This window comes from Rothia sp. HMSC069C10 (genome assembly GCF_001812205.1).
Classification (GTDB): domain Bacteria; phylum Actinomycetota; class Actinomycetes; order Actinomycetales; family Micrococcaceae; genus Rothia; species Rothia mucilaginosa.
This window is the reverse complement of the sequence record NZ_KV808300.1, coordinates 1920-14609: the sequence shown is the minus strand read 5'-3', so window position 1 is coordinate 14609 and position 12690 is coordinate 1920. Positions and strand designations below refer to the sequence as shown.

Genomic DNA, 12690 nt, shown 5'->3' with positions numbered 1-12690 from the left:
GAAGGAACCCCCGTGGCAACTGCCGCCCAATGGATTGAAGGCGCTCGCCTGCGCACCCTGCCGCTCGCCGTCGCCCCCATTATTGCCGGCTCAGCTGCCGCCTACGAGGTCAACGAATTCAAGCCGCTCTACGCGTTCTTGGCGTTCCTCGTCGCGTTCTTCCTGCAGGTCGGCGTGAACTACGCCAACGACTACTCCGACGGCATCAAGGGCACCGACGAAGACCGCGTGGGTCCGCTACGCCTCGTCGGTTCCGGCGTGGCAAGCCCCCGCTCCGTCAAGTACGCCGCCTTCGCCTGCTTCGGTCTAGCGATGCTCGCCGGTCTTGCCCTGGTGGCTCTGGCGAACCAGTGGTGGTTCCTGGCGATTGGCGCCTCCAGCGTCTTCGCGGCGTGGGGCTACACCGGCGGCAAGCACCCCTACGGCTACATGGGCCTGGGCGACGTGTTCGTCTTCGTCTACTTTGGTCTGGTTGCGACCCTGGGCACCCTCTACACACAGGCGCACACCCTGACCCTGCTCGGCTGGGTTGGTGCTATCGGCATTGGTTTGATTTCCTGTGCACTGCTCATGGCGAATAACGTACGTGACATTCCCACCGACATTGAGGCGGGCAAGCTGACCATGGCGGTCCGCCTGGGCGAACGCTGGTCGCGCATCACCTACATCGTGGAGATGGCGCTGGCACTGGGCCTGGGTGTGCTCCTGCTCGATGAGAACCCCTGGTTCCTGTTGATCTTCCTGCTGGTCGGCCCGACCATCCACTCCTGCGTGACCGTGTGGACGCGCGGCGGCCGCGACCTGATTCCCGTTCTCAAGCAGGCGGGTATTGTGGCGCTCGTGTACTCCGTGATTCTTGCCCTCGCCGTGTGGCTGGGCTCGCTGGATATTATTAGCCACGAGGTTCAGGTGTTCACCGGTTACTAAGCCGACGTACGAATCTGCGCCGGATTGCCGCGCCGTTAAGCCGTTGGCGGGCACCCCGTTCACAGTTCCGCAATAACGCGGCGGTATGTCATAGTAGTGCTTATGATTCGAGCCATGCTGATTATTGGCGGCGCCGCCCTCATCGTGGGGCTGACCCTTTACACCCTCTTGGACGCCGTCCGCACCCCCGCACACGAGGCGCGAACCCTGCCCAAGTGGCTGTGGGTTCTCGTCACCCTGCTCTTCCCCGTGGTGGGCCCGCTCATGTGGCTTATCCTGGGCCGCCCCAAAGCACAGCCCGCAGCACAGCCCGCAGCAGGCGCTCCTCGCCCCAGCTTCGGTCAGCGACGCAGCACCCCGGCGCCCTCGGTATCTTCCCCCGACGACGATGAAGAGTACCTGCGCTGGCTCAAAGCAAAAGCAGAACGCGAACGCCGCAGCCGCGAAGCAGAATCGAACAACAAGCAGGACCCCGAGGACGGCACGCCAAATCAGGGTAACGGGCAGAACTAGTCAGGACAGCTAGGTTTGCAGCTCGTGCGCCCCTCAAGATTTACAGAAAGAGGCTGTGAGCGCATCCGCAACGGATGGGCTCACAGCCTCTTCTCTATGCTCAAAAACAGCTTCAGGAACTTAGCGACCGGATGTTTTAGCTACCGGGTTTGTTAGCTACCGGGCAGCTGAATCACGCCACCGTACAGCGGCGCAGCAGGCTCCGAATACCCCACAAAATGCGGCATCTCATGCTCAAAATCAGTGGTGTTAAACGCCAGAGTCGTAATCGACGCCAGGTTGCACTCACGGGCACGCGGGTCATGCTGCAGCATGCGGCCCTCAACGCCCAGGCGAGTAATCCAAATCGGCAGCTGGTGCGACACAATAATCGCCTCCGCACCCTCGCCGCCGCGCTCGTAGGCGGTACGCGCCGCATCTTGAACAGCCGCCGCCATACGGCGGATCTGATCCAGGTACGACTCACCCCAGGAGGGGCGCGCCGGGTTGTACAGCTTCGTCCAGTGACGCGGGTTCCTCAGCAGCTCCTGCGCGTTCACGTGCAGACCTTCAAAGTAGTTATCCGCCTCAATGACGCGCTCATCCGGCTGCGCGGTCAGGCCCAGCAGCTCCTCAACCGGGGCGGCAGATTCACGGGTACGCTGCAACGGCGAGCAGACCAGATGCACGAAACGGGAGCCTCGCTCAGCACGAGCCGCGAACTCCTCAGCGCTCAGACGCACCATCTGCTGGCCCTTATCGGACAGACGGTAACCGGGCAGACGGCCGTACACGATACGCTCGGGGTTGTGCACCTCGCCGTGACGCATGAGGTGAACTTTAATGGTGGAAGTTTCAGTCATAATCCCAGTCTCTCAGATAGCGCGCCGCACCCCAAACAGGTGACCCGCACATACCCTCTACAAATACAAAACCCGGCCCGCAAAAACTGTAGGAACGCAAAAACCCCGCCTCTCCATACGGAGGGCGGGGCGAAAGAAGTCTATTTACTTCTTGTTGCGGCGCTGGTGGCGGGTCTTACGAAGCAGCTTGCGGTGCTTCTTCTTGGACATACGCTTGCGGCGCTTCTTGATAACGGAACCCATAGGATTTCCTCACTTTACTCGTACCCGGCCGAGCCATTCGACTCGGTAGCTACCCGGGGATATTTATACCGGTATAACCGATCCAAAACGCATTTTAGGCACAGAAATACCCTTGCGTTTTAGAGCGCTACCTACCTAGAGTACTAGGTTTACCCCCATTTTCACCATTCGAGAGCGGCTTTTCAGGAGTTTTTCCCTGAATTTCCGCTTTTCCCGCGGGTATATCCGGGGTATATCGGGCCCAAAATGGGGATTCGGTAACCCTAGCGACGCTTCTTCTTCGACTTCTTCGAGCCCTTAGCGCGGCCATGAGACAGCACCGAACCGGAGGAAGCTACAGCAGCATCAGGAGCGCTCTCCTCAGCCGGGGAGTCGGCCTCTACCGATTCCTCAGCCGATTCCTGCGCGGGTTCAGAAGCCTCAGCGGGTTCTTCAACCGGCTCTTCCGCCGAAACCTCTTCAACGGCGCTTTCCTCAGCTGCCTCTTCTTCAGCCGCCGCATGCAACGCCTTCAGACGCTCAGCGCGCTCAGCCTCGGCACGAGCCAGCGCCTCCTCATCAATGACGGGCTGGGGCTCAGGCTGGGACTCGGGCTTCGTTTCAGCCTTCAGAACCTGCTCCTTCACTGCCTGATCCTTCTCAGCGCTCTCCTGCGCTTCGTCATGCTCAGGCTCGTACACATCCACGCCGAAGAAACGCTTCATCTTCGAGAAGATGCCGCCGCGCTCCTGCACCGGCTCATCATGCGGAAGCTTCTCGTAGGTGTCGTGGATGGTCGCTGCCGCCTCAAGGCGGGTAGGCTCAGCAGGCTGAACGGCGGGCGCCTCCTGGCGCGCAGGGGCACGCAGAACCTTCTCAGCCGACTCAGACTCCGCAGGCGCCGCGGCAGTCACAACAGCCGCAGGACGCGCGGCACGGGCAGGCGCAGTCAGCACCTTGCTACGATCCACAGGCTTAATGATGGTCGCACGCACCGGGGAAACAATCTGGCCGCTACGACGACGCGGAGCCGCCGTGGAGGCGCGCAGAACCTTCGCGGGACCCGCAGCCTCTTCCTGCGCGTACGCGGCAGGGACACTCGGCAGCTGACCGCTGGGGGTCTGGGAGCTGAGAGTCTGCGAGCTGAGGGGCTGGGAAGCGAGAGTCTGGGAGCTAGCCGCTACAGAAGCAACCGGTGCCGCAGAAGCAGCCGGGGTAACCTGCGATACCGAGGTGCTACGGCGCGGGGTGCCGAAGCTCAGCGGCACATCCGCGCTCACCGAATGAGCGGCAGGCTGCGCGGGAGCAGCAGCAGGTGCGGGCTGAGCAACAGCGGGAATGGAACGTTCTACCTTGTCAGAGCCAGAAGCGTTAGAGCTAGAAAGAACCTCAGCAGGCTCATCAACCCGCTCCACAGGAGCCTCAGCAGCAGTCTCCTCAATGTAGACAATATCGCCCTCAGGCACCGTGTACTCCACGGCAGAAGACGGAGCAGAAGCCTGAACAGGCTCAGCCGCAGGCTCCACAGAAGCGGGTGCCGCAACAGGAGCATCCGCGGCAGGAAGTGCCCCCACATCGGCGAAGGACGGGTCATCCTGCATCAAATCATCAAAGTCATCAGCGGCAAACTCATCCACATCAACCGGCGCAAATTCAGAAGCAATCGGCTCACCCGGCAGACCGTTCGCAGAGGTCGCTTCCTGCTCCAGGTCAATACCGGCATCGGAATACATGCCGCGCAGCTGACCAATCACCATGGAACGAGCCGTCGCAGCGTCGCCAGCCTTCAAAGCCTCCGCAATAGCGCGACTCTCAGCGCGCAGACGCTCCACAGCGCTACTCCACAGCGGCATACGACCCACCAGCGACAGCATCGACTCAAAACTCGGCTGACGCACCGACGCGAGCAGACCCACCAGCAGCTCATTACCTGCACAACGCATCACCTGGTGGTGGAAAGTCAGCAGAAGCTCCAGGAAATCACGAATCGACAGGTCGAAATCTTCCATCTGCGCCAGGACCTCATCCATCTCCGCGAAGGAGGCGGTCTTCGGGTCAATACGCGCAATCGCCCAGCTTTCCAGCAGAATACGGGTCTGCACCAGGTCACGAGTCGGGTAACCCGAGCTGGACATGTGCAGGCGCAGAGCGGCACTCGCCGCGGAAGCCGGCTCGTCACTCAGATGCACCAGAATTTCCTTGCCGCGACCGTTGTACAGCTGCACCAGATCCATATCTTCCAGGGTGCGTAGAGCCTCGCGGGTACGGGAACGACCCACACCAATAGCGCGCGCAATTTCGCTATCGCTGGGCAGGTCCTGGCCCAGCTGAATGTTGCCCTCGAACAGTTCGTTCTCGAGCCAGCGCAGAATTTTACGATGAATAGCCACGTGAATGCGTCTTTCGGTCAATAAGGTGAGTGAGAGTGTGTGTGCTTTATACAGAGTTATGCCGGAGGTCGAACGGCGTCAGGGCGCGCTTTAGCGGCGGCGACCACGCAGGAAGCCGAAGAGACCACCGCGGTGGTTATCCTTCGCCTCGGTGCTGGTCGTCTCAGTGCTGGGGCGGTACACCGAATCGTAGGCGGGCATGGTCTGATACTCAGCCTCTTCAGAGGAGGGCTCAGACTTGCTTTCAGCCTTGTCAGACTCTTCTGCCGCGACCTTCTCAGGTGCAGATTCTTCAACTGCTGGCTTCTCAGTAGCTACGGTTTCTTCAACCGAGGGTTTCTCCTCAGCCTTTTCTGCGGACTGTTCGTTGACAGTCTTCTCAGCCACCGCAGGCTCCTCGGTAGCAGGAGCTTCGGGGGTCACAGCAATAGGCTGAATCGAACCACCCACAACCGCAGCCGGGTCAATACCGTAAGACACAGTAGCGGCAGGCTGAGGGAATACCACCGGCTTATGCGCTACGACAGGCTTAGCCTCAGTGGTCTTGGTGGTCTCAGCGGGCTTCACCTCAGCAGGTGCCGCAGGGGTAGCGGCCTGAGCGGGGGATGCCGACGCCGCGGGGGTCACCCCAGCGTCGTAACCGTAGGATGCGGGAGTGAAGGGACGCATCGGGGTGCTATCCACTGCCTCTTCCTGCGGGGTAGGCTCAGTAGCTCCTGCCTTCTCAGCGACAGCTTCGGAAGCGGCACTCTCAGCAGCCTGCTCCGCCGGGCGCGAGTAGATGCGCGCGCTGGGGGTCAGGTACTGTGCGCGGGCGCGCTGAATGCGAGCCTGCTCGATTTCTTCGGAGGTGGGTGCCTCAACGACGAAAGTCTCAGAGCCGGTCTCATCAGCCTTCTCCGCGGTTGCGGCGGGCGCAAGCTTCTGAGCGGGCTCTTCGACTGCAGGCTTCTGGGCGCTCTTCTCAGAGGCCTTCTCGACCGGCTTCTGCCCAGCCTTCTCGACTGCATTCTCAGTTGCTATCTTTTCAGCCGTCGCCTTATCGGAGGCAGATACAGTCACGCCACCGGGCAGTGCCACGGGTGCGTGCGCCTCATTGGACTGGCGTGCAATCTGAACGGTCTCGTTAATCCACTCGGTCACGGTGGCGAATACATCCGGGTTCAGGGAGTAGAGGCGGCGCTGCCCCTCCACGGTCACGGAGACCACATCTGCATCGCGAAGGACTTTCAGGTGCTTCGAAATGGTCGGCTGGCTCATGCCCAGCTTTTCAACCACTGCGCCCACCGTGTGGGTTTGCTCAGCGAGAATACGCACAATTCGGCGGCGAGTCGGATCCGCGATGACAGAAAAAACATCAGAATGCATATAGCGATTATGACATATAAAGTGGCGCCTCAAGCTTAGAATGAGGGTGATACAGAAATTACCTTCAAAAATTCTGAAAGACTACTGAGTGCTAGCTCAATATGGAGCACTGAAGGGGAGAAAAGCATGAAGTGCCTATCACATCTCATGGTGGTTTCCTGTATCTCATCCTAGGCATATGCGACCCAGCAAACCCCTCAATACTTATATAACCAATACAGAATATATAGTTTTCGTGGCTCCACCCCACAAAACCAGCCACACGTCTTCTCCAAGCTCACATATTTACCCCCGAACCACCAGAGCCTCAACCCCCTCAGCGGGCACCCGGCGCGATACACTAGAAGGCGTTAAACACAGGCTCAAACCGCCGCCCAACATACCAACACCCAAACACCCGCTGAAGAACACCCAGACACCGCTGAAGGAGGCGCATGGGACGCATACTCCGCCGCACCCGGCGCCGACACCACCACCCCCAGGGCCAGCTCAACCGCCGCTGGGACACCCTCAGCGGTGCCACCTCCGAACCGCAAAAGCAGCAGGTTCGCCGAAGCCGCCGCGACCGCCTCGAAGCTGAAAAGCTCAGCATCCTCACCAGCGTGCCCGGCATCGATCTTGACCGTCTGCCTACCCTACGTGACCACGAAGACCCCAAGACTCAGCGCAAACGAACCCCACTAGAGTTCAACCAGAAGACTCTCGAACGCTTCCGCGACTTCATTGATTCCTCAGTTCTGGCGTCTCCCTCACGCACCGCAATCGGTGCCTTCTTTCTAGTCATCATCTTCTTCACCATCATGCTGTCCCTGCCGATTTCTTCGGCAGACGGGCAGCGCGTCGCGCTACACCACGCGGTCTTCACCTCAACCAGCGCGGTCACCGTGACCGGTCTGACCACCGTCTCCACAGCAGATCAGTGGTCAACCTTCGGTCAGGCAATGATTCTTCTCGCCTGCCAGGTGGGTGGCCTGGGCACGCTGACCATCACCTCCCTGCTGGCGCTGGCTATCGGCCGCAAAATGGGTCTGCGCACCAAACTCATCGCCCAGGAAGACCTGAATATTAGCCGACTCGGCGAGGTCGGCGGCATCGTCAAAGCGGTGGCGTACGCGTCTTTCTCCATCGAAGCATTCATTGCAATGCTCCTCACCCCGCGCTTCCTCGCGCTCGGCGAAGCACCACACGAGGCTCTGTGGCACGGCATTTTCTACTCGGTTTCGGCATTCAACAACGCCGGATTCACCCCGCACTCGGACGGCATCGTACCCTACGGCCACGATCTCTTCCTGCTCGTACCCATCTGCATCGCGGTGTTCCTCGGCTCGCTCGGCTTCCCCGTGTTCATTGCGATTCAGCGCAACCCTTTCCGCCCATCGCACTGGCAGCTCACCGCAAAACTGACCATAGTCACCACCCTCTTCTTCTTCGGTTTCGGTGCCTTCTTCTGGGGTGCTTTCGAGTGGAATAACCCCGCAACCATCGGTTCCTACTCTCCCGGCGATAAAATCCTCAACGCCATCTTTGCCTCCGTCATGATGCGTTCGGGCGGGTTCAACCTGGTTGACATGGACGCCATCACCCCCGTCTCCACGCTGCTGACGGATACGCTCATGTTCATTGGTGGCGGCTCCGGCTCGACCGCAGGCGGCGTGAAGGTCACCACCATCGCCGTGATTGCCCTATCGATTCTTGCCGAGGCGCGAGGTGACCAGAAGGTCGTAGCGTTCAATCGCACCATCCCCGAATCCTCTCTGCGCATTGCCATCTCTGTGATCGTTATGGGTGCTACCGTGGTAGGTGTTGGCACCGCATCGATTCTCATCATTAGCGGCGCAGATCTCAAAGAAGTCATCTTCGAGGTCATCTCTGCCTTCGCGACCTGCGGCCTCTCAAACGGCCTCTCCGCGAGCCTACCTCCGGCAGGCGTGTACGTGCTCAGTGTGCTCATGCTCATTGGCCGTGTGGGCACCACAACCGCCGCGACCGGCCTGGCGCTGCGTTCACGCCGCCGCCTCTACAAGTTCCCCGAAGAAAGGCCCACCATTGGCTAGTGCACATAACGCCCCCGTCCTCGTGATTGGTCTGGGACGCTTCGGCTCCGCGGTGGCGGCCCAGCTGCGCCTGCAGAACAAGGAGGTCCTTGCTATTGAGAAGGATCCCGAGCTGGTGCAGAAGTGGTCCGGCGTGCTGACGCACGTGGTCTCCGCCGACGCGACCGATATCGACACCCTGCACCAGTTGGGTGCGGACGATTTCGGTTCCGCCGTGGTGGGTGTGGGTACCTCCGTGGAGGCGTCCGTGCTGATTACCGCGAACCTCGTGGACATTGGTGTGGAGCGTATTTGGGCGAAGGCTATTACCCCCGCGCACGGCAAGATTCTGGAGCGTATTGGCGCGCACCACGTGGTCTACCCGGAGGCTGACGCTGGTCGCCGCGCCGCGCACCTGGTCTCGGGTCGTCTGCTGGATTACATTGAGTTTGATGACGACTTCGCGATTGCGAAGATGCGCCCGCCGAAGGAAACCCACGGCTTTACCCTCGCCGAGTCGGATATTCGCTCCAAGTACGGCGTGTCCGTGGTCGGTATTAAGTCGCCCGGTGAGGACTTCACCTACGCGGACGCCACCACCCGCATTCATTCACGTGACATTCTGATTGTGTCCGGTCAGGTGGACCTGATTGAGCGTTTCGCGGCGCGGCCCTAAGCGCATTTTTCCTCGCTGCTTTGAGAAGCCCGCGAATAGACATAGAAAAACAGCCTCTTCCCGTTCTGCCGGGAGGAGGCTGTTTTTCTGTAGTTTCACCTAGTCAGAGGGGATACTACCGGACGGTATTAGTCCCCGCTGATTAGTCCTCGTCAGCGGTGTACAGCTGGCTCATTTCCGCCGAACGTGCCGCACAGGCGCGCATCGCGTCCTCGGTCAGCTGGAAGAGGCCACCGTCCACGAAGGTGTTCAGTGCACGCTCGGTGGTGCCGTTCGGGCTGGTCACGGCGCGGCGCAGGGCGGGCGCATCCGGGTTGGTGTCGAGCAGGAAGCCCGCACCGGCAACGGTTGCACTGGCAAGCTTGAGGGCGGTGTCTGCGTCCAGGCCGAGCTTCTCACCGGCGGTTGCCATCGCCTCCGCAAGCAGGAACGCGTATGCCGGGCCGGAACCGGAGACGGCGGTGACCGCATCCATCTGATCTTCGCGGACCTCAACGACCAAGCCGACGGTGCCCAGGACCTCTTCGACGAGCTTCTTCTGCTCGTCCTTCACGGTATCGGTGGTAGAGATGGCGAGCACGCCCTTGCCCACGGAGGAGGGGGTGTTCGGCATGCAGCGAACAATGGGCTGACCTGCGGGAAGGCACTCAGCGAGAGTTTCGAGGGTCACGCCAGCAGCAACGGACACCACAACAGCATTCGGTGCGAGGGCGGGTGCGATATCACGGGCAAGCTCAACGATGCCGTAGGGCTTCACGCCGAGTAGCACGACGTCTGCGTGGGCGGTTGCCTTGTGGTTGCCGTCAGCTTCGCCGCCGGTGGTGATAATTTCGACCTTGTCGCCGAGGCGCTGGGCGAGGGCGGCGCGAGATTCTTTGCTACGCACGGTAGCGCGGATGTGGGCGGGGTCGTGGCCTGCAGCGAGCAGACCTGCGGCGATGGAGCCGTTCATGGAGCCGGTGCCGAGAAAAGCGATAGTTGCGGTCATCGTTGATCCTTCCTAATGGGGTGCCTGCGCCGGGTGCCGGCAGGCGTGCCGCCGGTGTGTTCCGGGGGCTACTGTTCGGTGCGCGGCGGGCGCGTGGAGGCGTACCCTTCCAGCATAGCGGGTGCGGCTACGGGCATGTGACCTGCCTCGTGTTTCTTCCGCGTTTTCTGGGCGGCGGCTTCACCTCATGCTCCGCGACCCAATGGGCGGGGCTACGCTTCTCACGTTCTGGCATGCCGGGGAGGGCGTAATTCTGCGGGCGTAGAATGAAAACAACTTCACCCAGTGCCCTTTGGAATGCCCCGTTGAAGCACACCAACACACGACAACCCTCATTTTTCTATGTCTTCTCATACTGGTTCTTCCTCGAATAGCCCGCAGAACCCTGCGGGTTTCCGTTCTTTTTCGTTTCGCCTCCTACTGGGGCTGACCCTTGCCGCGCTGGTCACGGGCGTGTTCAGCGGTTTGGGTGCGATTGCTCTGCACTATGTGCTGGATTTTATGCAGGAGCTAACTTTCGGTCAGTCTGAGGGGCATCACCCGATGGTGACTGACGGCGCCGATCCGGCGCGTCGTGCCCTGGTTTTGGCGGCGCTGGGCCCGTTTGTGGCGCTGGTGTGGTACTACCTGCAGTCCGGTGGGCGGCGTGTGGTCGGCGTGAAGTCGCAGATTGCCGGTGCTACCGAGGAGGACCGCACCCCGTCGCTGTGGCGGCAGATTTCGCATTCGGTGATTCAGATTGTTGCGGTGGGTGCGGGCTCTCCTGTGGGTAAGGAGGTCGCGCCTCGTGAGCTGGGTGCTTTGGCGGCTGGCCGTACCTCGAATCTGCTGGAGCGTCTTGGTTTTGTGGGCGCTGACGGTGCCGCGCTGTTGGGTGTTCGTGAGCGTAGTCTGCTGGTGGCGGCGGGTGCGGCGTCTGGTTTGGCGGCGGTGTATCAGGTGCCGATTGGTGGCGTGGTGTACCTTGTGGAGGCGATGGCTGTTGGTTTGAGCCTGCGGTCGCTATATGTGGGTGCGGTGACGGTGTGGACGGCGACGGTCACGGCAAATCTGGTGATTGTCAATGAGCCGACGTACCCGGTGCCGCAGCTTCCGTTGGATGCGACGACGCTGACAGTGGCGGCGCTGACGGGTGTGGTGTTGACTCCATTGGCGTTGGGTTTTAGGGCGTTGTCGCAGCGTGCGGAGAAGTTGAAGGCGAAGGATCGTTCTCTTCTGTGGCGTATTCCTGTGGCGTTTGCGCTGGTCGCGGTGGTTTCGCTGTGGCTTCCGGAGATTCTGGGTAATGGTCGTCTGCTGACTCAGCACACGTTTAATGTGTCGTTGGATGCGGCGGCGGGCGGTTTGACCGCATCGGCGGCAGTGTATGTGTTGGCGTTGGCTGTTGCGAAGGCTGCCGTGGTGGTGTTGAGTCTGCGTTTCGGTTCTTATGGCGGTACGTTGACGCCGGGTTTGGCGTTGGGTGCGGCGGTTGCGTTTTGTGTGGCGGCGCTGGTGCTGTGGGCGTTCCCGGGTTTGGGCGGGGTGCCGGGTGGCGCGTCGATGGTGTTGTATGCGGCGGCGTTGACGGGTACGGCGGCGTTTTTGGGTATTTCGATGAATGCGCCGTTGTCTGCGTTGACGTTGTTGATTGGTTTTACGGGTCAGGGTGCGAGTGCGTGGCTGCCGATGGCGGTTGCGGTGAGCACGGCGGTGCTGACCCGCTGGGCGTGGACACGGGCGTTCGGCGCTAAGAAGTAGGTCCTGACAGGTGGCGGGCGGCCCCGGATGCGTGTGTGCGTCCGGGGCCGCCCTGTTTTGCCGTGCCGAAGATTTGCCTTACTTTTGTTTTGACGGCTTTGAAAGGAATAGCAGATAGATTCCGAAGAGGAGCTTAATCGCCGCATCGATATATGCAATTACCTCTAACGGGATGCTGGTAAAAATATATCCTGCAAACACGTTAATGGCACAGATAAGACCCAGATATATCATTGACTTTCCATGCACAAAATAGTATGGGAAGAAATGCAGCGCGGTTGCCATCAGCGCTCCCAGCCAAATCAGTCTCCAATTTTCAGTTGCAAAGAATGGGCCGCCCAGCAAAATCATCAAGACAAATAATAGAATAACGGCACGTGAAGATACTTTCTTTTGAAATTCACTTGAAGGACCATCAGACAGGCTATTTAGCACCTTTTTGTTCATGTTGATCGAGAAAAAGCTAATAACATAGCCAATACTGAATACTTGCATGTTTATTATTTGCTTTCCTCCAGTCATGGCGGCTATTGCTATAACTGCCGCCACCACAATTAACCACAGGCCGCATGCCCTCTTATAGTTAAATTCTAGCTTTTCATCTTTGTTATAGTTTAGAAAACTCATCGATACCTCCAATAGCCTCTCGTAGAGTCACTTCTCTTGTTACGTCACTAAATTTTAATATGAAAAAATTCTGCAATATATCAATATTACCCAGTCCTTCTGACTATTAATTACATCTCCTATGATTATATCAAAATAGCAATAGAGAATTCGTCAAAAAAGCAAAAGAGACAGCCCCGGATGCGTGCATGCATCCGGGGCCGCCTGCTTTTTAGACCGAGGTTTTCGATAGGTTAGTGCCTTCGCCGTGGGTCTTTAACCCGCAGTGAAGACACTAACCTATCGACGAAAAGGCAAGGCATAACCCAATAACCAGCTCTCACTTACCTGGCGCAGCCGGAGATTCGGTCATGAGTTCCGGATT

11 protein-coding genes are annotated in these 12690 nt (G+C 59.6%); 5 read left to right on the top strand and 6 right to left on the bottom strand.

Annotated elements, in window-relative coordinates; genetic code table 11:
- Positions 1-12 precede the first annotated feature (12 nt).
- The gene (locus HMPREF2842_RS04710) at positions 13-927 is read left to right on the top strand and encodes a 1,4-dihydroxy-2-naphthoate polyprenyltransferase (protein WP_005508295.1); all 915 of its coding nucleotides are present in this window, start codon (positions 13-15) and stop codon (positions 925-927) included.
- Positions 928-1029: 102 nt separating this feature from the next.
- Complete coding sequence (locus HMPREF2842_RS04705; RefSeq protein WP_070643029.1) at positions 1030-1440, top strand: PLD nuclease N-terminal domain-containing protein; 411 nt, start codon at positions 1030-1032, stop codon at positions 1438-1440.
- 152 nt (positions 1441-1592) lie between these two features.
- Here HMPREF2842_RS04705 and HMPREF2842_RS04700 read toward each other — a convergent pair whose 3' ends face one another.
- From HMPREF2842_RS04700 to HMPREF2842_RS04690, 4 genes are all read right to left on the bottom strand, one after another.
- On the bottom strand, positions 1593-2282 hold the full coding sequence (locus HMPREF2842_RS04700; protein ID WP_070643026.1) for a histidine phosphatase family protein: 690 nt from the start codon (positions 2280-2282) through the stop codon (positions 1593-1595).
- Positions 2283-2426: 144 nt separating this feature from the next.
- Positions 2427-2525 (bottom strand): 30S ribosomal protein bS22, encoded by a 99-nt coding sequence (locus HMPREF2842_RS09075; protein ID WP_005504750.1) that lies wholly within the window; start codon positions 2523-2525, stop codon positions 2427-2429.
- A 263-nt stretch (positions 2526-2788) separates the two neighbouring features.
- On the bottom strand, positions 2789-4894 hold the full coding sequence (locus HMPREF2842_RS04695) for a FadR/GntR family transcriptional regulator (protein WP_070643024.1): 2106 nt from the start codon (positions 4892-4894) through the stop codon (positions 2789-2791).
- 90 nt (positions 4895-4984) lie between these two features.
- Positions 4985-6262, bottom strand: coding sequence for an ArsR/SmtB family transcription factor (locus HMPREF2842_RS04690; RefSeq protein ID WP_070643022.1), 1278 nt, complete (start codon positions 6260-6262; stop codon positions 4985-4987).
- A gap of 434 nt (positions 6263-6696) precedes the next feature.
- On the opposite strand from HMPREF2842_RS04690, the gene HMPREF2842_RS04685 reads away from it, so the two are divergent.
- Both HMPREF2842_RS04685 and HMPREF2842_RS04680 read left to right on the top strand, forming a co-directional pair.
- Positions 6697-8316 carry a TrkH family potassium uptake protein gene (locus HMPREF2842_RS04685; RefSeq protein WP_070643020.1) on the top strand — a complete coding sequence of 540 codons (1620 nt, stop codon included), beginning with the start codon at positions 6697-6699 and terminating at the stop codon, positions 8314-8316.
- A complete protein-coding gene (locus HMPREF2842_RS04680) occupies positions 8309-8971 on the top strand; it encodes a potassium channel family protein (RefSeq protein WP_005504725.1) in 663 nt (220 codons plus the stop codon). Before HMPREF2842_RS04685 ends, HMPREF2842_RS04680 begins: the two co-directional genes overlap by 8 nt.
- Before the next feature lie 142 nt (positions 8972-9113).
- Here the strand turns inward: HMPREF2842_RS04680 and proC are convergent, their stop codons facing one another.
- A complete protein-coding gene (proC, locus tag HMPREF2842_RS04675; RefSeq protein WP_070643018.1) occupies positions 9114-9959 on the bottom strand; it encodes a pyrroline-5-carboxylate reductase in 846 nt (281 codons plus the stop codon).
- A gap of 342 nt (positions 9960-10301) precedes the next feature.
- Between proC and HMPREF2842_RS04670 the strand changes: the two genes are divergently transcribed.
- On the top strand, positions 10302-11699 hold the full coding sequence (locus HMPREF2842_RS04670) for a chloride channel protein (RefSeq protein WP_070643016.1): 1398 nt from the start codon (positions 10302-10304) through the stop codon (positions 11697-11699).
- Between the two features lie 78 nt (positions 11700-11777).
- On the opposite strand, the gene HMPREF2842_RS09355 is transcribed toward HMPREF2842_RS04670, so the two are convergent.
- Positions 11778-12326, bottom strand: a complete 549-nt coding sequence (locus tag HMPREF2842_RS09355; protein WP_070614891.1) for a DUF6609 family protein — start codon at positions 12324-12326, stop codon at positions 11778-11780.
- Positions 12327-12690: the final 364 nt, after the last annotated feature.

Bases quoted from the DNA above. Each gene is read 5' to 3' on its own strand.
- proC (WP_070643018.1), bottom strand. From the start codon at position 9,959: ATGACCGCAACTATCGCTTTTCTCGGCACCGGCTCCATGAACGGCTCC.
- HMPREF2842_RS04670 (WP_070643016.1), top strand. From the start codon at position 10,302: ATGTCTTCTCATACTGGTTCTTCCTCGAATAGCCCGCAGAACCCTGCG.
- HMPREF2842_RS04700 (WP_070643026.1), bottom strand. From the start codon at position 2,282: ATGACTGAAACTTCCACCATTAAAGTTCACCTCATGCGTCACGGCGAG.
- HMPREF2842_RS04685 (WP_070643020.1), top strand. From the start codon at position 6,697: ATGGGACGCATACTCCGCCGCACCCGGCGCCGACACCACCACCCCCAG.
- HMPREF2842_RS09075 (WP_005504750.1), bottom strand. From the start codon at position 2,525: ATGGGTTCCGTTATCAAGAAGCGCCGCAAGCGTATGTCCAAGAAGAAG.
- HMPREF2842_RS04705 (WP_070643029.1), top strand. From the start codon at position 1,030: ATGATTCGAGCCATGCTGATTATTGGCGGCGCCGCCCTCATCGTGGGG.
- HMPREF2842_RS09355 (WP_070614891.1), bottom strand. From the start codon at position 12,326: ATGAGTTTTCTAAACTATAACAAAGATGAAAAGCTAGAATTTAACTAT.
- HMPREF2842_RS04690 (WP_070643022.1), bottom strand. From the start codon at position 6,262: ATGCATTCTGATGTTTTTTCTGTCATCGCGGATCCGACTCGCCGCCGA.